This window comes from Flavobacterium sp. Root935 (genome assembly GCF_001429295.1).
Lineage (GTDB): Bacteria > Bacteroidota > Bacteroidia > Flavobacteriales > Flavobacteriaceae > Flavobacterium.
The window spans coordinates 148,762-168,307 of sequence record NZ_LMJL01000001.1 but is presented as its reverse complement, the minus strand read 5'-3'; the positions used below and the strand labels follow the sequence as shown (position 1 = coordinate 168,307).

The following is a 19,546-nucleotide window of genomic DNA, read 5'->3' as shown; positions in this document are numbered from 1 at the left end:
TGAAACAAAAAAGATAAATAAAATGAGACAAACAACAAATGCAATCGTAATGATTCGTCCAGTAGCTTTTAGAATGAATGAGCAAACGGCTGTAAATAATTATTACCAAAAAGTATTAGACGGATTATTACCAAGTACTGTTAATGCTAAAGCCCAGCAAGAATTTGATGCTTTCGTTGAAAAACTGAGAGCTGTTGGTGTGGATGTTACGGTTATAGAGGATAGTTTAGAAACAGATACCCCGGATAGTATTTTTCCAAACAACTGGGTTTCGTTTCATGAAAATGGTGATGTTGCCCTTTATCCTATGTTTGCTGAAAATCGCCGTCAAGAACGTCGCGAAGACATTTTAGATACTTTAGAAGAAAAAGGATTCGAGATTACAAATATAATGGATTATACTTCTGCAGAAGAAGATGGTATTTTCTTAGAAGGAACAGGAAGTTTATTGTTGGATAGAGCAAACGGGAAAGCTTACTGTGCTTTATCTCCAAGAGCAGACGAAGAGTTATTTATAGAATTCTGTGAAGATTTTGATTATGCCCCTGTAATTTTTGAAGCTTTTCAGACTGTTGACGGCGAGCGTAAACTTATTTATCATACAAATGTAATGATGTGTCTGGGCGAGACTTTTGCTNTATCTGCGCAGATTGTATTGACGATAAAAAAGAACGTAAAATGGTTCTGGATAATCTTAAACAGGATCAAAAAGAAATTATTCTAATAACCGAGGCTCAGGTAAATAATTTTGCTGGAAACATGTTAGAAGTCAGAGGAAAAGATGATAAGCGGTATATTGTTATGAGTGCATCGGCGCATCAAAGTTTGACTCCTAAGCAGATTTCCCAGTTGGAGAATCATGCTGAAATTTTAAGTTCAAGTTTAGATACAATCGAGGCTTGCGGCGGCGGAAGTGCCAGATGTATGATGGCTGAAGTTTTCTTGCCTAGAAGTTAGAAACATAAAAGATTAAAAAAGGGATAAAATCAAAAATATGATTTTATCCCTTTTTTATTTCAATTATATTTTTTTTACATCAAATTTCCTTTGATAATATTTACTATTGAACTTACGATATACTGAATTCCAATTGAAATTACTATAAAACCAACAATTCTAGAAATAGCAACTATACCAGAAGCTCCTAGAATTCTAGCTAAATAATGAGCGCTTTTTAGGATTACAAAAATTGCTACTGCAATTGCTAATATAGCCAATGATGAAATTATTATTTCATGGATTTCATGGTGTTCTTGATAAAAAGCAATTAAAAGTGACATTGAACCAGGGCCAGCAAGCATCGGAATTGCTAAAGGCGTTAGAGCAATGTCATTTCTTTGTTGTGCTTCATTTTCAATTTTTTTATTGATTCCTCGTTTTTTATTGAATTTTCCTGAGAGCAGCGAAAAACCAGAATTTACAATAACAATTCCGCCGGCAATTCTTAAAGCATCAATGCTGATTCCAAAAAAAGTCAATACATATTGTCCTATGAAATAGGAAACCAATAATATTATGAAAACATTAATAGCAGTCCAAAGTGAGATTCGGGATCTTTCTTTTTGTGAATCGTGTTGGGTTAGTCCGACAAAAATAGGTACGGTTCCAATTGGGTTTAGTACAGAGAACAAAGCAGCAAATAAGTAAATAAATAATTCCATATTGGTTTGGGTTAATAAAGTAAAAGTAGTTATTTTTTGATGTTTTTATGAGAAATAATGTTAGGATAATGTTTTTAATTGTTGTTGATTCTGAGTCAAAGACATAAAGATTAAATGGTTCTTTTTGATTACTTTTGCAATCTAAATGAAAACAATGAAAAGTAAAAAAACATTAGTTATAGGAGCATCGACAAATCCAGAGCGTTATTCATACAGAGCTGTAAATATGCTCGTAGGAAAAGGACATTCTGTTTTAGCGATTGGTCAAAAAGCAGGAGAGGTAGCCGGAGTAAAAATTCAGACTAAAGCAATACCAGTAAAAAACATTGATACAATTACTTTATATCTGAATCCAGGTCGTCAGAGAGATTATTACAATTATATAATTGAAGCAAAACCAAAAAGAGTTGTCTTTAATCCAGGAACTGAAAATCCAGAATTATATCAGTTATTAGAATTGAATGATATTCAAGTAGAAGTAGCTTGTACACTGGTTTTATTAGCAACAAATCAATATTAAAAATACTTAGCGGTTTACTTTGCAACGAGATTCACTTTGATCAAATAGATATTGTTTTATAATTAATTTGCAGTATTTATTGGTATTCAATTTAATTGTACCAATGCCAGCTAAACCATTAAAAGTATTACTTTTGTCGTCATGGAATTTTCATCAAAATTAATTGAAAAAGCGGTTAACGAAATGTCGCAATTACCAGGAATTGGTAAACGTACAGCACTTCGATTAGTTCTTCATCTGCTTAAACAGCCCAAGGAACAAACCTCTTTTTTGTCTCAAGCATTATTAAATATGCGTGAGGATATTAAGTTTTGCGAAAGCTGTCATAATATTTCTGATACTAAAATTTGCGAAATATGTGCCAATCATCTTAGAAATCATGAGACAATATGTGTTGTTGAAGATATTCGAGATGTAATGGCGATAGAAAATACTGGACAGTTTAAAGGAATTTATCATGTCCTTGGAGGGAAAATTTCACCTATTGAAGGAGTTGGGCCAAATCAGCTAAATATTTCGAGTTTGGTTGAAAAGGTGAAATCTGGAAAAGTGGTTGAAATTATTTTTGCTCTAAGTTCAACAATGGAAGGAGATACAACGAATTTTTATATTTATAAACAAATTGGAAATTCGGATATTGTAATCTCAACAATTGCAAGAGGAATATCTGTTGGAGACGAGTTAGAATATGCTGATGAAGTAACACTAGGAAGAAGTATTTTGCACAGAGTTCCTTTCGAAAAAACTTTTAAAAATAATTAACCCCCAAATAATAATTACGTTTTTTCTATAGATTAAAGGAAAAACTATATTTGTGCTAAAATTAGACTAATGACAAAAAACAGCTTTTATCTATTCTTATTAATCTCGGTATTATTTACGTCTTGCATTCCGATTAAAGATTTAGTTTATCTTCAGGATAAAAGTACTTCAAGTGAGCAGAGTTCTATTGCTGCAGTAGAATCAAAACCATACAGATTACAGGTTAATGATGTTTTAAGTGTTACTATAAAAGCAATTGATCCGAAGCTGGTTTCTATTTTTAATACAACCAATGCGGCCGATGCTGCCCAAACCTCAAAATCGGAATCTGGTTTATATTTTGACGGATTTACAGTTGATGATCACGGAAATATAAGAATGCCAATTTTAGGGGAAATAAATGTAATTGGTTATACTCTTGATGAAGTTCGTGTAAAAATTGAAAAGAAATTACTTGAAGAATATTTCAAAAGCGAAGCTAATATTTTTGTTACCGTAAAATTAGCAGGATTTCGATATACAATTAACGGAGAAGTTGGAAGTACAGGCACAAAAACATTATTTAAAGATAATGTAACTATTCTAGAAGCTATTGCCAATGCTGGAGATATTACTACTGTAGGTAATAGAAAGGCAGTAACTGTAATTCGTCAAACGCCCACAGGTGTGCAAATGAACGATATTGATCTAACAGATATAAATGTGATGAAATCGCCCTATTATTATTTACAGCCAAACGATTATATCTATGTAAAACCGTTAAGGCAAAAAACATGGGGAACTGGTCAAACAGGTATACAGTCAATTGGAACCATCATTACATTGTTATCTTTAGCAACAACAGTTTATCTTATTATCAAAAATTAAAAGATTTAGAAAATGTTAGATATTAAAGATTTTTCCATTTTTGAGAATCATTCCAATTTTGATTTTAAGGGATTTTTGTTAAAAATTGCCAGTTATTGGAAATGGTTTTTAATTAGTTTAATTATTGCATTTACAATAGCTTATCAAGTAAACATTCGTAAAGAGAAAATTTACGGAATGCAGACTATGATTTCTATTAAAGAAGAAAGTAATCCGTTTTTTACTTCAAATACAAGTTTAGTTTTTAACTGGGGGGGAATCTCAGATCAGGTAAATGGAATTTCTACTATTCTAAAATCGAGATCTCATAATGAATTGGTAGTTGACAAACTGCAATTTTATATCGATTATTTAGAGCAGGGAAAATATAATTTTATTGATTCTTATGGAGCTGTTCCTTTTTATATAGATATTGATAAATCAAAAGGACAGTTAGCCAATACACTAATAAGCATTAAGTTCTTGAGTGAAAATGAATATCAAATTCAAATTCCGTTTGAAGGTAATTCTGTTTCCTTAATTACATATAGTACAAATACTTATAGCAATACTTCTGTACAACCGGGAAATTTTTCAAAAAGATATAAAGTAGGAGAACATGTTAATCTTCCTTTCTTAAACTGGAAACTTCAAATAAACGATAATCCAGGTTTCTATAAAGGGAAAGAATATTTTGTCAAATTCAATGATTTTGACGGAACTGTGGCCGCATATAGAGGAATAAATGTTGAAGGTGATAAAGGAAGTGGTTCATTGCTGACATTGTCGATGCAGGGAACAAATAAAGCTAGAATGGTTGATTATTTAAATTCGACTGTGAAAATGCTTATCAAAATTCAGTTAGATGGTAAAAATCAATTTGCAACAAATACTATTCGATTCATTGATAGCACTCTAGTTGCGATGGAATCCCAGTTGAAGCAGACTGGGAATGAACTAAAAACTTTTCAAAAAGATAAAAACATCTTTCAAATAGAAGATGGCGGTTCTAAAGTTTCTGATAAAATAATGAATTTTGATGTTGAGAAAGATGAAGTAACTCGAAAAATAGCATATTACAATTCGTTAAAATCATATTTAAACAGCAGTAATGATTATTCTAGATTACCAGCGCCTTCAGTAGCAGGAATTGAAGATCCAAATATTGTCGCGAGTGTTTCAAAGTTAATTGCGCTTTCAACTCAAAGATCAGAAATGGCTTATGCTGTAAAAAGTGAAAAAATCTTTAAAGATTTTGACAATCAAATGGAAGCTGTAAAAAATGTGCTTCAAGAGAATATTGCGACAGCAAAAACGTCATTACTTTATGATTTGTCATTAGTAAATGCGAAAATTGGCCAAGCAGAAAGCACAGTTCGAAAACTTCCTGCTGAACAGCAAGAACTGCTTAAAATCAAAAGGAAATATGATTTAAATGATAATATCTATACTGAATTTCTTCAAAAGAGAAATGAAGCAGAAATTGTAAAAGCTTCTAATTTATCAGATATCCATTTTATTGATCCGGCAAAAGATATTGGAGGAGGCTTAATTGGGCCTAAAACTTCTGTGAATTATGTAATGGCTCTATTTTTAGGGACTTTAATTCCTTTATTGTTTGTTTTTGCAATATTCTTCATTAATAATTCTATTCAGAATACAGAAGATATTAGTAAATTAACTCAAATACCATTGCTTGGAGTAATTGGTATAAATAAAGACACAAAAAGTTTAGCGGTATTCGATAAACCTAAGTCTGCTCTTTCTGAGGCTTTTAGAGGAATACGATCTTCTCTTCAGTTTTTATATAAAAAACAACAAGTAAGCGGATCAAAGACTTTAATGATTACTTCTTCAATTAGTGGTGAAGGAAAAACATTTTGTTCTATAAATATTGCAACAGTTTTTGCGTTAAGTGAAAAGAAAACTGTAATTGTTGGTTTAGATTTAAGAAAACCGAGATTAGCAGATGAGTTTGAATTGACAACACCTTTAGGAGTTGTTAATTATTTAATTAAGCAAAATAGTTTAGAAGAAATTACCAATTCAACTCAAATTCCAAATTTAGATGTGATCCTTTCTGGTCCAATTCCGCCAAATCCTTCTGAGCTTATATTAAGTGATGCTATGAAGGAATTAATTGATGAATTAAAGCAGAAGTATGATTATGTAATTTTGGATACACCTCCAGTCGGTTTAGTTGCCGATTCATTAGAATTAGTTCAGTTTGCAGATGTAACATTATATATTGTTAGACAGAATTATACCAAAAAGGAAATGATTACGTTGCTAAATACGAGAATCAAGCGTGGAGAATTAAATAATGTTAGTATTGTATTAAATGGCTATGAAAATAAAGCTAAATACGGTACAGCTTACGGGTATGGATATGGCTATGGTGCTTATTCAAACGGTTATCATGAAGAGGAAGTGAAAATTGGTTTTTGGCAAACACTTTTAAATAGATTTAGAAAAAGCTAATCTTTTGGTTAATGGAAAACACAGCAAAAAATATAATTTTAATTACAGGCGGAGCTGGATTTATCGGTTCAAATTTGACGGAGTATTTTTTAAAATCAGGCCATAAAGTAATTTGTTTAGATAATTTTTCGACTGGGCATCGTCATAATTTAAAAGATTTTTTAGATAATCCTGATTTTAAATTAATTGAAGGAGATATTCGAAATCTAGAAGATTGTAATGTGGCTGTTGAAGGAGTAGATTACGTTTTGCATCAAGCAGCTCTAGGATCTGTTCCTCGATCAATAAAAGATCCTATCACTACAAACGATGTAAATGTTTCTGGTTTTTTAAATATGCTTACTGCGGCTCGTGATGCAAAAGTAAAACGTTTTGTATATGCTGCTAGTTCTTCAACTTACGGAGACTCTGAAGGATTGCCAAAGGTAGAAGAGGTAATTGGAAAACCATTATCTCCTTATGCGATTACCAAATACGTGAATGAATTATATGCTGAAATCTTCAGTAAAACATATGGATTAGAAACAATAGGACTGCGCTACTTTAATGTTTTTGGAAGGAAGCAAGATCCCAATGGAGCTTATGCTGCTGTAATACCGAAATTCGTCATGCAATTCATGAATTACGAAAGTCCGATAATTAATGGTGACGGAAATTATTCTCGCGATTTTACATATATAGATAATGTGATTCAGATGAATGAGCTGGCAATGACGAGTCAAAATCCAGAAGCAGTTAATTCTGTTTATAATACAGCGTTCGGAGATAGAAACACATTAAATGATTTAGTTAAATATTTAAAAGAATATTTATCTGAATTCGATCCAAAGATAAATGACGTTCAAGTTGTTTATGGAGAAAATAGAGCTGGCGACATTCCACATTCGCTGGCAAGTATTGAAAAAGCAAAAAAAGTACTAGGCTACAATCCGAAATATTCTTTACAAGATGGATTAAAAGAAGCTGTTGAGTGGTATTGGAATAATTTAAAATAAACTAGATCAAGATAATAATAGATCAAATGAAAATTACAAAAATTTGCTGCATTGGTGCAGGATATGTTGGTGGGCCTACAATGGCAGTAATTGCTCAAAAATGTCCACATATTCAAGTTACAGTTGTCGATTTAAATGAACAAAGAATTGCAGACTGGAATGATCCAAATCCTGAAAATATTCCAATATATGAGCCGGGACTTTCTGAAATTGTTTCGGAAGCAAGAGGAAGAAATTTGTTTTTTTCTACAGATGTTGATAAAGCAATAGACGAAGCTCAAATGATATTTATTTCGGTAAATACGCCAACCAAAACTTATGGAAAAGGAAAAGGTATGGCAGCGGATTTAAAATTTATCGAATTATGTGCAAGACAAATCGCGAGAGTTGCAAAGCAAAATAAAATAGTTGTTGAAAAATCGACTTTACCAGTTAGAACGGCTGAAGCAATTAAAAGTATTTTAGATAATACAGGAAATGGAGTTCAATTCCAGATTTTATCTAATCCTGAATTTTTGGCAGAAGGAACAGCAGTTACAGATTTATTAAATCCTGACAGAATTCTTATTGGTGGAGATACAACTCCAGAAGGTCAAGAAGCAATTCAAGCACTAGTTGATGTTTATGCAAATTGGGTAAATATAGACAAGATTTTGACAACAAATGTTTGGTCTTCAGAATTGTCTAAACTTACTGCAAATGCATTTTTGGCACAACGAATTTCGTCCATCAATGCAATGTCGGAATTATGCGAAAAAACAGGTGCAGATGTAAATGAAGTTGCGAGAGCAATTGGGATGGACAGCAGAATTGGTCCAAAATTTCTAAAAGCTTCGGTAGGTTTTGGTGGCTCTTGTTTTCAGAAAGACATTTTGAATTTGGTTTATATCGCAAAATCATATGGATTAAATGAAGTTGCAGATTATTGGGAGCAGGTAATTATTATGAATGATCATCAAAAAAGAAGATTTTCGAATAAAATTGTTCAAACATTATATAATACAGTAGCCGATAAGAAAATTACATTTTTAGGCTGGGCTTTCAAAAAAGATACAAATGATACTAGAGAATCTGCTGCGATTTATGTTGCGGATGACTTAATCAATGAACAAGCTAAAATTTCAGTTTACGATCCAAAAGTTTCAAGAAATAAAATGCTTTCCGATTTAAATTATTTAGAAACAAGGATAGAAGCTGAGAATTCAAATGCTTTAAATGTTTTCGATAATGCCTATGAAGCCTGTAAAAATTCTCATGCTATTGCAGTCTTAACAGAATGGGATGAGTTTACAACATATGATTGGAAAAAAATTTATGACTCTATGCATAAGCCCGCATTTGTTTTTGACGGAAGAAATATTTTAAATGGTAAAGAATTAGAATCAATTGGCTTTGTTTATAATGGAATAGGTTCTTAAATTGATTTTGTAGTGAAGTGAAAGTGGAAAATGTGAAGTAGTAGTGAGTTTTACTTCGTTATAAATAAAAAAATGAATTGGTACGTAGTCTATACAAAACCTAAATGGGAAAAAAAAGTTGCAGATAAGCTGAGTCAATTGGGTATAGAAACCTATTGCCCTCTAATTACTCAAGTTAAACAATGGTCAGATCGAAAGAAAAAGATTGAAGTTCCACTTTTTAATTCGTATGTTTTTGTTCAGTTATCAGATTCTGAAAGGAATTCGGTTTTTCAGGTAGCAGGTGTCGTGAGATATCTATTTTGGTTAGGCAAACCAGCTATTGTAAAAGATCAAGAAATAGAAATTATAAAAAAGAGCCTTAAAGCTCCTAATATTAGTGATGTAACTGTTTCGGCAATTCAAGTGGGAGATAAAATCAAATTAGAATCAGGGGCATTTAGTAATCAAAATGCAATTGTACAAGAAATATCTAATAGTTATTATACTCTTGTATTGGAAACATTAGGATGTGTTTTGAAAATAAAATATAAATAACACCGTTATCAAAGTAAAATTAACAGAAGAGAGAATCTTTTTTAGATTTTTTTCTTCTGTTTTTTTATAAAGTAATTATTTACACCCTGATTAATAAGGCATTGGAATTAAGTGCTTTTTTATTAACAATTACTTTTTAAGTAATACGGGAAACCGTATTGAAAAAGTAGAGTTATTGTACTATATTTGCCGAAAATGATTAATTTAGGTATCTGGGTCAAAGATTTGTGACTCAGAACGGCGAAGCCGTGAGTTTTAGTGACCTAAATAAATTAAAAAAAATGGAATTAAAAAATAAAGTAAAAATTGCGGTTATTGGTTTAGGATATGTTGGATTGCCGTTAGCTCGATTATTTGCTACAAAATATTCAGTTGTTGGGTTTGATATAAATGAATCAAGAGTTAATTCTTTAAAATCCGGAACAGATACAACCTTAGAGGTTGAAGATGATGTTTTACAAAATGTCCTAGTTGATTCACCAGATCAAGAAATAGGTTTATATTGTACAACTTCATTACATGATATTGCAAATTGTAATTATTATATAGTTACGGTTCCTACACCTGTCGATAAAAATAATCGACCAGATTTAACACCATTGTATAAATCTAGCGAGACGGTTGGAAAGGTTTTAAAAAAAGGAGATGTTGTCATTTATGAATCTACAGTCTATCCAGGTGTTACAGAAGAACAATGTGTGCCAGTTTTAGAACAAGCTTCAGGTTTAGTATTCAATGAAGATTTTTACGCAGGATACTCTCCAGAAAGAATAAACCCAGGAGATAAGGAACATACCGTTGAAAAAATTTTAAAAGTGACTTCAGGTTCAACTCCAGAAATAGGTTTAAAAGTTGATGCATTATATAAGTCTGTAATTACTGCTGGAACTCATCTAGCACCTACTATAAAAGTTGCAGAAGCAGCGAAAGTTATTGAGAATTCACAACGTGATATTAATATTGCTTTTGTAAACGAATTGGCTAAAATATTCAATTTAATGAATATCGATACTCAAGAAGTATTAGCAGCAGCTTCAACAAAATGGAATTTTTTACCCTTTAAACCAGGCCTTGTTGGCGGACATTGTATAGGAGTAGATCCTTATTATTTAGCACAAAGAGCACAAGAATTTGGTTATCATCCCGAAATAATTTTAGCAGGAAGACGTTTAAATGACAGCATGGGAGAATATGTGGCTTCACAAATAGTTAAGCTAATGATAAAAAAAGGCATTTCTGTTAATGGAGCTGAATTGCTAATGCTTGGTATTACTTTCAAAGAAAATTGCCCAGATGTTAGAAATACTAAAATTGTTGATGTTGTAAAAGCATTAAAAGAATATGGAATTTTAGTAACAATATATGATCCACTTGCAAATGCAAATGATGTAATAAAAGAATATAATTTAATAACATTAGGCTCTCTTCCCAACAATAAATTTGATGCGATAGTTCTAGGTGTTTCTCATTCGGAATTTTTAGAGTTAGATTTTGCTGAATTGCAAAAATCAAATAGTTTATTGTATGATGTAAAAGGAGTTTTAGGTAATATAGCAGATAACAGGTTATAATATTTGAAGCTTTTTTAATTTAAAAAGAAAAATGGAAAATAATAATTCAATTATACATGTAATTTTAACTGGTGGAGTGGGAAGCAGATTATGGCCACTTTCTCGTAAAAGCCAGCCAAAACAATATTTAGAAATATTTGAAAATAAATCTTTATTTGAAATGACTGTTGAGCGCAATAGTCATTTAGCAAATAAAGTAATGGTCGTAGGTAATGTCGACAACCATCATTTGAGTGGTAAAGTAATGAATAAAACCAATACAACTTATTTGAATATTGTTGAGGCTACACCAAGAAATACTGCCGCTGCGATAGCATTTGCGGCTTTTGCATCAAATCCTGAAGATATTTTAATTATAACTCCTTCTGATCATATTATTGATAAAATGGATGATTATAACAATGCTATCCAAGAAGCAGTTTCAAAAGCAAAAGAAGGTTTCATAGTAACATTTGGAATTATACCTACAAAACCAGAAACGGGTTATGGTTATATTGAATCGAAAGGTGATAAAGTAATATCATTTCGTGAAAAACCAAATGAAACAACTGCAAAAGAATTTATTGCAAAAGGTAATTTTTTATGGAATAGCGGAATGTTTTGTTTTAAGGCGGGAGTACTTTTAGATGAATTAAAACAATTTCAGCCAGATGTTTATGAAAAATCTAAAGTAGTTTGGGAGGCATCTAAAGAAGGATTTTTAGATTTTGAATTATCAATGCAAATTCCTTCCATTAGTATCGATTATGCTGTGATGGAACGTAGTAAAAAAATTAAAGTCGTTCCTGCTTCTTTTTCATGGTCAGATTTAGGTTCTTTTGAATCGGTTTATGATTATTTAATTCTGAAGGGGCATCCGGTTGATAAGAACGGTAATATGGTTATTGGTTCTGGGAAGCATACAACTTTTTTGGGACTAAAAAATACTATTTTTGTTTATACAGATAGCGCTAATTTAATTTTGCAAAAAGAAAATTCACAAGATGTTAAAGATATCTACAGTGAATTAGAAAAAATAAATTCAGATTTATTAAATTAATAAAATTAAAATGAAAAAAATTCTTATAACTGGCGGTGCTGGTTTTATTGGTTCTCATGTAGTAAGACGTTTTGTTAATAAATATCCAGATTATCAAATCTTTAATTTAGATGCCTTGACTTATGCTGGGAATCTGGAGAATATAAAAGATATTGAGAATAAATCCAATTACACTTTTGTGAAAGGCGATATAGTTGATGAAGTCTTTATCAATGAGCTTTTTGAAACACATAATTTTGATGGAGTTTTGCACTTAGCTGCAGAATCTCATGTGGATCGTTCTATCGAAGATCCATTAGCATTTGTAAAAACAAATGTTATTGGAACTATGAACTTACTGAACGCTGCAAAAAATCAGTGGAAAACAAATTTCGAAGGAAAAAGATTTTATCATATTAGTACAGATGAAGTTTATGGTTCTCTGGGAGCTGACGGGTTATTTACCGAAACTACTCCTTATGATCCAAATTCACCATATTCGGCTTCAAAAGCAAGTTCAGATCATTTTGTAAGAGCTTATGGGGAAACTTATGGATTACCTTATGTTTTAACTAATTGTTCTAATAACTATGGCTCGTATCATTTTCCTGAAAAATTAATTCCTCTTTTTATAAATAACATTATTAACAATAAACCATTACCAGTTTACGGAGACGGAAATTACACTCGTGATTGGTTATTTGTAGAAGATCATGCTATTGCAATAGATTTAGTTTTTCACGAAGGAAAAAATCATGAAACTTATAATATAGGTGGATTTAACGAATGGAAAAACATTGATTTGGTTAAATTATTATGCCAGATTATGGATCAAAAATTAGGAAGAGAATCTGGAACATCTCAAAATTTAATAACATACGTGAAAGACAGACCTGGTCACGATTTACGATATGCTATTGATGCTTCAAAAATTAATAAAGAATTAAGATGGGAACCATCTGTTACTTTCGAAGAAGGACTGGAAAAAACGATAAATTGGTATTTAAATAATGAAGAGTGGTTGAATAATGTAACATCTGGCTCTTATAAGGAATACTATGAAAAACAATATTCATAACAACTATTTTAAATGCTTATTTTTTTAAGATTAACTTAAATCACATGAAAAAAATAATATACGTTCTTATTCTGTTTCTTACTTTTTTGTTCTCTTTTAATGCAAGTGCACAAGATATTCTTAGATCTAAAGATTTAAGTACAATAAAAGTAGACTATTTATCTGATGATGACTTGGCTAAAATAAGTGCTCAGCTTAAAAGTAATAACACCTCAATCGAACAGGCAGAAACAATGGCACTTTCAAAAGGAATGAGTCAAACAGAATTTAATAAGTTAAAAAACAGACTTTCCGAGTTCGAAAAGAAGAATTCTAAAGATTCTTCAGGTAAGGCTAATACCCCAAAACAGTCAGATAGTAATTCTGGGAGGAAACAAGAAAAAATAGTAAATGAAAAAGTTAAGGATTCTGCCAATGCTTTGATTTTTGGTTCGGAATTGTTTGATAATCCAACATTAAATTTTGAGCCAGATTTGAAACTTGCAACACCTATGAATTATATTTTAGGACCTGGTGATGAATTGCAGGTTAGTGTTTATGGAGTTCAAGAATATAATGCAAGTATTCCAGTAAGTGTCGAAGGAAAAATTACTATTGACTATGTTGGACAAATAGCAGTTTCTGGGATGTCTATTGAAACGGCCACCCAAAAAATAAAAGCAGCAATAGCGCGAGTTTACAGTACTGTTGCATCAGGACAATCTCAAGTAAGTGTAAGTTTAGGACGTATTCGTACCATTAAAATTACTGTTGTTGGAGGTAAACAGCCGGGTAACTATTCTATCTCTTCTTTAGCAACAGTTTATAATGCTTTACATTTAGCTGGAGGACCTGGGAAAAATGGAAGTTACAGAAATATTGAATTAATTAGAAATAATAAAGTTTATAGAAATATTGATATTTATCGATTTTTGGTAAAAGGGGATCAGTCTGACAATGTTAGTTTGAAAGATAATGATGTAATTAGAATCCCTGCTTACAGTCAAAGAGTTACTGTTGAAGGAGAAGTTAAGCGTCCAGGGATTTTTGAAATGAAAAAAGGAGAAAAATTCTCTGATTTGTTAAATTTTGCTTCTGGTTTTAATGAGTTTGCTTATACAGCATCTGTAAATGTGATGCAAAAGACAGGTAAAGAATTCAAGGTTCATGATATAAATGAAAGTGAATACAATACTTATTTACCACAATCTGGTGATGTACTTCGAGTTACTAAAATTTTAAATCGTTTTGAAAATCGAATTAAAATTGAAGGCGCAGTTTTTAGACCTGATTATTATTCATATAGTGACGGAATGAGGATCTCAGATCTGATCACAAGAGCAGAAGGTCTTAAAGAAGATGCTTATACAAAAAGAGCAAGAGTTATTCGTTTAAAAACAGACTTAACAACTGAAATTGTTAATGTTGATTTAAGCGCTGCAATGTCTGGGGATTTAAGTTCTGATATTGAATTGAAAAGAGAGGATATAGTTACAGTTTATTCAATTTTAGATTTTAGAGAAGAATATAAAGTAACGATTGATGGTGAAGTTAAAAACCCTGGAGAATACGAATATTTTGATAATTTAACTTTGAATGATTTGGTTGTTCAGGTTGGTGGATTGACTGGTTCTGCTTCAAAGAGAGTAGAAATTGCAAGAATGATTAAGTCTGATGAAATTGATGACGCAGATCCTAAACGCATTGAATTAGTTGAACTGGAAATTACAGCAGATAATAATGAGCAAATAAAAAACTTTGTTTTAAAACCATTCGATGTTATTAATATTCGTAGAATGGCCGTTTATGAAAAACCAGAGATGGTTACTGTTAGTGGTGCTGTCGGATATCCAGGTAAATATGTTTTGGCAAATAAAAAAGAGACGGTTTACAATGTGGTAATGAGAGCAGGAGGATTGACATCTATTGCAAATTTAGATGGAATGAAAATCAAGAGACCAATTAAACAAGAACAAATTGAAAAGTTAGAAAGTATCGATTTGAATTTATCTAAAAATGATACATTAAAAGATAAATTGACGAAAAAGTTAAAAGAAGAATTAAAATTTGCTACAATTCCAGTTAATTGGGAGAAAATAGTTAAAGATAAAAATCATTTTTCAAATGTGACTTTATTTCCTGGAGATGAAATTGAAGTTGCAGTTTACAATGAGGGTGTAAAAGTAACAGGTAACGTATTGTTGACTTCAGAAATTCCATATAGGAGTGGTAAAGGGTTTAAATATTACATTAATGCCGTCGGGGGAGTAGATAATAAAGGCTGGAAGAGAAAGGCGTATATAATTTATCCAAATGGAAAAGCAGCTGTTACAGGATCATTTTTGTTTTTTAGATCTTACCCAAAAGTAACTCCGGATTCTCAGATTGTTGTTCCAGAGAAACCAGAAAGAAAGAAAATGACCGCTGGAGAATGGGTTGGTATAGGAAGTGTAATTTCTAGTTTAGCATTATTAATTGTTACTGCTTTTAAATAAATATTTTTGATGGATAGAATGGAATCTACAAAAAATAATGAAATCTCATTTAAGGAACTAATTGATACTATTAAAGAGTGGTGTAATTATTTGTTTTCAAAATGGAAGATAATTATTCTAGCGGGAATTATAGGAGGCTCGCTAGGATTTACTTATGCATTTTTAAAAAAACCTATTTATACTGCAAGCTTAACATTTGCTTTGGAAGATGAAAAAGCGGGAGGAGGTATAGGAGGCGCATTAGGTTTAGCGAGTTCTTTTGGGTTAGATTTGGGAGGAAGTGGAGGTGGAATTTTTACGGGTTCTAACCTTTCAGAATTATTTAAATCGAGGTCAATGGTTGAAAAAACATTGCTTTCACCTGTTAATTTTGATGGTAAAAAAATTTCGCTGGCTGAAATGTATATACAGAATAACAATTGGCGAGAATTATGGAATAAGAATCAAAAACTCGTGACTATTCAATTTTTACCAAATACCGACACTAAAAATTTTAGTAGAGCACAAGATAGTATACTAGGAGTGATTTATGGGAGTTTATTAAAAACTGATTTGGTGGTTGGTCAAAAAGATAAAAAAATCTCAATTATTACTGTTGACGTTTCTTCAAAGAATGAATTATTTGCAAAATACTTTTGTGAAGAATTGGCTAAGCAAGTAGGAAAATTTTACGTTGAAACAAAAAGTAAGAAAGCCAGAATGAATATGTCAATTCTGGAAAAACAAGTGGATTCAATTCGCAGAGAACTCAATAGCGCAATTACTGGAGTAGCAATTGCCAATGATAATACTTTTAATTTGAATCCGGCATTAAATGTACGGAGATCTCCTTCTGTGCGCAGACAAGTTGATGTCCAAGCTAATACTGCAATATTAACTGAGTTGGTAAAACAATCAGAATTAGCAAAAGTTACATTGCGTAAAGAAACTCCATTAATACAAGTCATAGATAGGCCTATACTTCCTTTAGCCAAAGAAAGGGTTGGAAAAATTAAAGGATTTATTGTGGGAGGCGTATTAATTGCCTTTTTTACAATTTGCTTTTTAGTTGTTAGAAGAATCTTAAAACTTTTATAAATAATATAAATTTTAAATAAAGATTTTGAAAATTCTTATTACGGGGATTAAAGGCTTTTTGGGAAGTAATTTAGCAAAGAGACTGGATAACTATGAGATTGTTGGTTTAGGAACTAAAGATGATTTTTTAGAAGATATTCCTGTATTTGGTAGTGTAGATGATATACATATTGATATAGATGTTTTAATACTTTGTCATGCCGCTGTTTCGTCAGGCACAGTTATTATCTCTAATGACAAATTATATGAAGTGAATATTTCACTAACCGAAAAAATTATTAATAGATTTAAGGATGCGCATGTAATCTATATTTCGTCAACATCAGTTTATCACTTAAATGGAGAAATTCAGAATGAAAAATCGATTGTAAGTCCTCAGTCAAGCTATGCATTATCAAAGTTTTGGGCAGAGAAAATTGTTTCACTTCATGAGAGGAATACAATTTTGAGAGTATCTTCTTTGTTTGGAATAGGAATGAAAGAAAATACATTGATTCCAAATTATACTAATCAGGCACTGCAAAAAGGTATCATAGAGGTCTGGGGAAATGGAGGTAGAGTTCAAAATTATATTCATGTAGAAGACGTTGTTGCATACATAAAATTAATAGTTGAAAATAGAGAAATAACAAACGGCAAAGTACTTTTAGCTGTTTCCAAAGCACATTATTCTAACTTACAAATTGCAAATATAATTGCGGATTATTCAAACGCTAAGATCCAACTTATAAAAGAAGATAATTCTAAATCGTTCAAATATAATAATACTTATACATGCGATATTCTAAATTGGACATCGGAAAGCAATATTGAGACGAGTTTACAAAAATACATTGAATGGAAAAAAAAATATTAGTTACTGGTATAGGAGGGAATGTTGGACAGGGTATTTTAAGAAATATCAAGGATTCTTTCCCAGAAATAATACTTATAGGAGTTGATATATGTACTTTTACTGCCGGGAATTATCTATGTGATAAAACTTTTCAAGTGCCATATTCTTATGAGCAGAATTATATTTCTGCAATACAGAACATTGTTGATACAGAACATATTGATTTAATTATTCCTTCTACGGATTATGAAGTTTATTATTTGTCTATTAATAAATCAGTTTTAAATGCGATAGTTCTTGCAAGTGATGCCGCGGTAGCTAAAATTTATTTAGACAAGTACGAAACATTTCTATATCACAGTAAGAATGATATTCCTTTTGCCCAATCTTGGATACCTAAAAAATTTGACCATTCAGTAGATCAGATAATTGCAAAACCAAGAGAAGGTCGTGGATCTAGAGGCATTCTGATTAATCCAAGTAATCCAGAAGAATTGCCTGACGAATATATGATTCAGCCTTTGGTTAAAGGTAAAGAAATCACTTCAGCAGTTTACGTCACTAAAGAGAACATTCTTCATTCCGTGTTTACAATGGAGAGAGAATTAACTAACGGCACAACTTCCAAATCAAAAGTCATATTTGATTATGATAATGAAATAAGAGTCATAGCCCAAAAAATGATTGATTTAGGTGGGCTAAAAGGAAGTTTTAATATTCAATCTATTGTTACAGAAAATAGAGACATCGTACCATTTGAAGTGAATTGTAGAATTTCTGGTACAAATTCAATTCGTCATAATTTAGGATTTCAAGATGTCAAATATGGCGTTCAGGAATATTTATATAATATGAAACCTGATGTGGCAAAACCAATTAAAGGTATTGCAACAAGGATTTTCTTAGATGTGGTTTATCCAGAAGCATCTCATGAAAATGAACTTAATAATCTTTCTTCAAAACATATCTTATATTAAGGAATGATAAAATACATTTTTTTGGATGTTTCCGGAACTATTTTGTGGAAGCCTATGATTTATCAAAGTATATATGAAACGTTACTTAGTTTTAATCATTTAGTTTCTATGGATGAGTTAAAGTATAAACATAAAGCTTTATCCGAAATTATACATTTCCCTGACAGAACTGATTCAGATTTTTATCATTATTTTAATACCGAGTTCTTAAGATTATTAGGGATTTTTCCAACGGAAGAGCTAGTTAATGCTATATTTAATAATTGTACCTATCTTCCATGGGAAAAATTTGAGGATACTGAAGTTTTACATACAATTGATATTCCTATTGGTATAATTTCAAACTTTAATACTTCGCTAAAGGAGAAGTTAGAGCATTTTTTTGGATCGGTTTTTAAAGATGTTTTAGTATCTGAAGAATTAGGAATTGCAAAACCAAATGTAGAATTTTATCAGAAAGCTTTGGAAAGAATTAATTGTCTTCCAAGTGAGGTTCTATATATTGGCGACTCAATGAAATTAGACATTGAACCAGCTAGTAAATTAGGAATGAAATGCTTATTAATTGATAGAGATAATTTTTATCAAAAGTCAATTTACAAAATTAATAATCTTAGTGAGGTTTTACAATATTTGAAATGAAAACGCTAGCTATAATTGGAAGTGGAGATTTGGGTCAACAAATTGCTCATTATGCTCTTTCTGATAATCACTATGATAAAATAGTTTTTTTTGATGATTTTGCTACTGTAAGTGAAATTAATGGGTATGCAATTCTTGGAAATTCAGATTCGATTGAAAAAGAATATTTGAAGAAAACCTTTGATGAATTGATTATAGGAATTGGATATAATCATTTACTAGTTCGTAAGACTTTGTTTGAAAGGTTTAAGGGCATAATTCCATTTGGAAAGGTTATACATTCCTCATCATGGGTAGATAATACTGCGAAAATAGAAAATGGTTCTGTAATCTATCCTTGCTGCAGTATTGATGCCAACGTTATAATTGGAAATAATGTTATTATTAATATCAGTTCTGTTATTGCGCATGATACAAAGATTGATAGTCATTGCTTTATTTCTCCAAGAGTGGCTTTAGCAGGCTTCATACACATACAGGAAATGTGTATAATTGGAATTAATTCGACGATTATAGACAATATTACTATTACATCTAATACAAGACTTGGAGGAGGGACTGTAGTTATCAAAAACATAGATAAACCTGGGTTATATGTTGGTAACCCTCAAAGGTTTGTGAGGTGAGTTAAAGCTCAAAAGTATCTTAAATTAT

General features: G+C 31.2%; 18 protein-coding genes and 1 pseudogene. 18 read left to right on the top strand and 1 reads right to left on the bottom strand.

Annotation, left to right across the window (positions count from 1 at the left end; all coding sequences use genetic code 11):
* Positions 1-22: 22 nt before the first annotated feature.
* Together ASE40_RS00790 and ASE40_RS22185 are read left to right on the top strand one after the other, a co-directional pair.
* Positions 23-637, top strand: a pseudogene (locus ASE40_RS00790) (arginine deiminase-related protein); the annotation flags it as partial.
* 1 nt (position 638) lies between these two features.
* A partial coding sequence (locus ASE40_RS22185; protein WP_241774304.1) for an arginine deiminase-related protein occupies positions 639-957 on the top strand: 319 nt, incomplete at its 5' end.
* A gap of 74 nt (positions 958-1,031) precedes the next feature.
* Here the strand turns inward: ASE40_RS22185 and ASE40_RS00785 are convergent.
* A complete protein-coding gene (locus tag ASE40_RS00785) occupies positions 1,032-1,661 on the bottom strand; it encodes a MarC family NAAT transporter (protein WP_057114913.1) in 630 nt (209 codons plus the stop codon).
* A 154-nt stretch (positions 1,662-1,815) separates the two neighbouring features.
* Between ASE40_RS00785 and ASE40_RS00780 the strand changes: the two genes are divergently transcribed.
* From ASE40_RS00780 to ASE40_RS00705, 16 genes are all read left to right on the top strand, one after another.
* Positions 1,816-2,181, top strand: coding sequence for a CoA-binding protein (locus ASE40_RS00780; RefSeq protein ID WP_057114987.1), 366 nt, complete (start codon positions 1,816-1,818; stop codon positions 2,179-2,181).
* Positions 2,182-2,322: 141 nt separating this feature from the next.
* Positions 2,323-2,943 (top strand): recombination mediator RecR, encoded by a 621-nt coding sequence (gene recR, locus ASE40_RS00775; protein ID WP_057114912.1) that lies wholly within the window; start codon positions 2,323-2,325, stop codon positions 2,941-2,943.
* 69 nt (positions 2,944-3,012) lie between these two features.
* A complete protein-coding gene (locus ASE40_RS00770) occupies positions 3,013-3,810 on the top strand; it encodes a polysaccharide biosynthesis/export family protein (protein ID WP_057114911.1) in 798 nt (265 codons plus the stop codon).
* A gap of 12 nt (positions 3,811-3,822) precedes the next feature.
* On the top strand, positions 3,823-6,270 hold the full coding sequence (locus tag ASE40_RS00765; protein WP_057114910.1) for a polysaccharide biosynthesis tyrosine autokinase: 2,448 nt from the start codon (positions 3,823-3,825) through the stop codon (positions 6,268-6,270).
* Positions 6,271-6,281: 11 nt separating this feature from the next.
* Positions 6,282-7,265, top strand: a complete 984-nt coding sequence (locus tag ASE40_RS00760) for an SDR family oxidoreductase (protein ID WP_057114909.1) — start codon at positions 6,282-6,284, stop codon at positions 7,263-7,265.
* A 26-nt stretch (positions 7,266-7,291) separates the two neighbouring features.
* Entirely contained in the window at positions 7,292-8,683 is a 1,392-nt protein-coding gene (locus tag ASE40_RS00755; RefSeq protein ID WP_057114908.1) for a UDP-glucose 6-dehydrogenase, read from the top strand.
* Positions 8,684-8,755: 72 nt separating this feature from the next.
* A complete protein-coding gene (locus ASE40_RS00750) occupies positions 8,756-9,220 on the top strand; it encodes a UpxY family transcription antiterminator (protein ID WP_057114907.1) in 465 nt (154 codons plus the stop codon).
* Between the two features lie 281 nt (positions 9,221-9,501).
* Positions 9,502-10,791, top strand: a complete 1,290-nt coding sequence (locus ASE40_RS00745) for a nucleotide sugar dehydrogenase (RefSeq protein ID WP_057114906.1) — start codon at positions 9,502-9,504, stop codon at positions 10,789-10,791.
* A 31-nt stretch (positions 10,792-10,822) separates the two neighbouring features.
* A complete protein-coding gene (locus ASE40_RS00740; RefSeq protein WP_057114905.1) occupies positions 10,823-11,830 on the top strand; it encodes a mannose-1-phosphate guanylyltransferase in 1,008 nt (335 codons plus the stop codon).
* A 10-nt stretch (positions 11,831-11,840) separates the two neighbouring features.
* A complete protein-coding gene (gene rfbB, locus ASE40_RS00735) occupies positions 11,841-12,887 on the top strand; it encodes a dTDP-glucose 4,6-dehydratase (protein WP_057114904.1) in 1,047 nt (348 codons plus the stop codon).
* Positions 12,888-12,931: 44 nt separating this feature from the next.
* Positions 12,932-15,361, top strand: a complete 2,430-nt coding sequence (locus ASE40_RS00730) for an SLBB domain-containing protein (RefSeq protein WP_057114903.1) — start codon at positions 12,932-12,934, stop codon at positions 15,359-15,361.
* A 9-nt stretch (positions 15,362-15,370) separates the two neighbouring features.
* Positions 15,371-16,438 (top strand): Wzz/FepE/Etk N-terminal domain-containing protein, encoded by a 1,068-nt coding sequence (locus ASE40_RS00725; RefSeq protein ID WP_057114902.1) that lies wholly within the window; start codon positions 15,371-15,373, stop codon positions 16,436-16,438.
* A 25-nt stretch (positions 16,439-16,463) separates the two neighbouring features.
* Complete coding sequence (locus ASE40_RS00720) at positions 16,464-17,294, top strand: NAD-dependent epimerase/dehydratase family protein (RefSeq protein WP_057114901.1); 831 nt, start codon at positions 16,464-16,466, stop codon at positions 17,292-17,294.
* Positions 17,276-18,250 (top strand): ATP-grasp domain-containing protein, encoded by a 975-nt coding sequence (locus ASE40_RS00715; protein ID WP_057114900.1) that lies wholly within the window; start codon positions 17,276-17,278, stop codon positions 18,248-18,250. The genes ASE40_RS00720 and ASE40_RS00715 overlap by 19 nt, the downstream gene beginning before the upstream one ends.
* A 3-nt stretch (positions 18,251-18,253) precedes the next feature.
* Entirely contained in the window at positions 18,254-18,892 is a 639-nt protein-coding gene (locus ASE40_RS00710; RefSeq protein WP_057114899.1) for an HAD family hydrolase, read from the top strand.
* Positions 18,889-19,518, top strand: coding sequence for an acetyltransferase (locus ASE40_RS00705; protein ID WP_057114898.1), 630 nt, complete (start codon positions 18,889-18,891; stop codon positions 19,516-19,518). The genes ASE40_RS00710 and ASE40_RS00705 overlap by 4 nt, the downstream gene beginning before the upstream one ends.
* Positions 19,519-19,546: the final 28 nt, after the last annotated feature.

Bases quoted from the DNA above. Each gene is read 5' to 3' on its own strand.
- ASE40_RS00755 (WP_057114908.1), top strand. From the start codon at position 7,292: ATGAAAATTACAAAAATTTGCTGCATTGGTGCAGGATATGTTGGTGGG.
- ASE40_RS00715 (WP_057114900.1), top strand. From the start codon at position 17,276: ATGGAAAAAAAAATATTAGTTACTGGTATAGGAGGGAATGTTGGACAG.
- ASE40_RS00710 (WP_057114899.1), top strand. From the start codon at position 18,254: ATGATAAAATACATTTTTTTGGATGTTTCCGGAACTATTTTGTGGAAG.
- ASE40_RS00770 (WP_057114911.1), top strand. From the start codon at position 3,013: ATGACAAAAAACAGCTTTTATCTATTCTTATTAATCTCGGTATTATTT.
- rfbB (WP_057114904.1), top strand. From the start codon at position 11,841: ATGAAAAAAATTCTTATAACTGGCGGTGCTGGTTTTATTGGTTCTCAT.
- ASE40_RS00745 (WP_057114906.1), top strand. From the start codon at position 9,502: ATGGAATTAAAAAATAAAGTAAAAATTGCGGTTATTGGTTTAGGATAT.
- recR (WP_057114912.1), top strand. From the start codon at position 2,323: ATGGAATTTTCATCAAAATTAATTGAAAAAGCGGTTAACGAAATGTCG.
- ASE40_RS00730 (WP_057114903.1), top strand. From the start codon at position 12,932: ATGAAAAAAATAATATACGTTCTTATTCTGTTTCTTACTTTTTTGTTC.
- ASE40_RS00750 (WP_057114907.1), top strand. From the start codon at position 8,756: ATGAATTGGTACGTAGTCTATACAAAACCTAAATGGGAAAAAAAAGTT.
- ASE40_RS00760 (WP_057114909.1), top strand. From the start codon at position 6,282: ATGGAAAACACAGCAAAAAATATAATTTTAATTACAGGCGGAGCTGGA.
- ASE40_RS00780 (WP_057114987.1), top strand. From the start codon at position 1,816: ATGAAAAGTAAAAAAACATTAGTTATAGGAGCATCGACAAATCCAGAG.
- ASE40_RS00765 (WP_057114910.1), top strand. From the start codon at position 3,823: ATGTTAGATATTAAAGATTTTTCCATTTTTGAGAATCATTCCAATTTT.
- ASE40_RS00705 (WP_057114898.1), top strand. From the start codon at position 18,889: ATGAAAACGCTAGCTATAATTGGAAGTGGAGATTTGGGTCAACAAATT.
- ASE40_RS00740 (WP_057114905.1), top strand. From the start codon at position 10,823: ATGGAAAATAATAATTCAATTATACATGTAATTTTAACTGGTGGAGTG.
- ASE40_RS00785 (WP_057114913.1), bottom strand. From the start codon at position 1,661: ATGGAATTATTTATTTACTTATTTGCTGCTTTGTTCTCTGTACTAAAC.
- ASE40_RS00725 (WP_057114902.1), top strand. From the start codon at position 15,371: ATGGATAGAATGGAATCTACAAAAAATAATGAAATCTCATTTAAGGAA.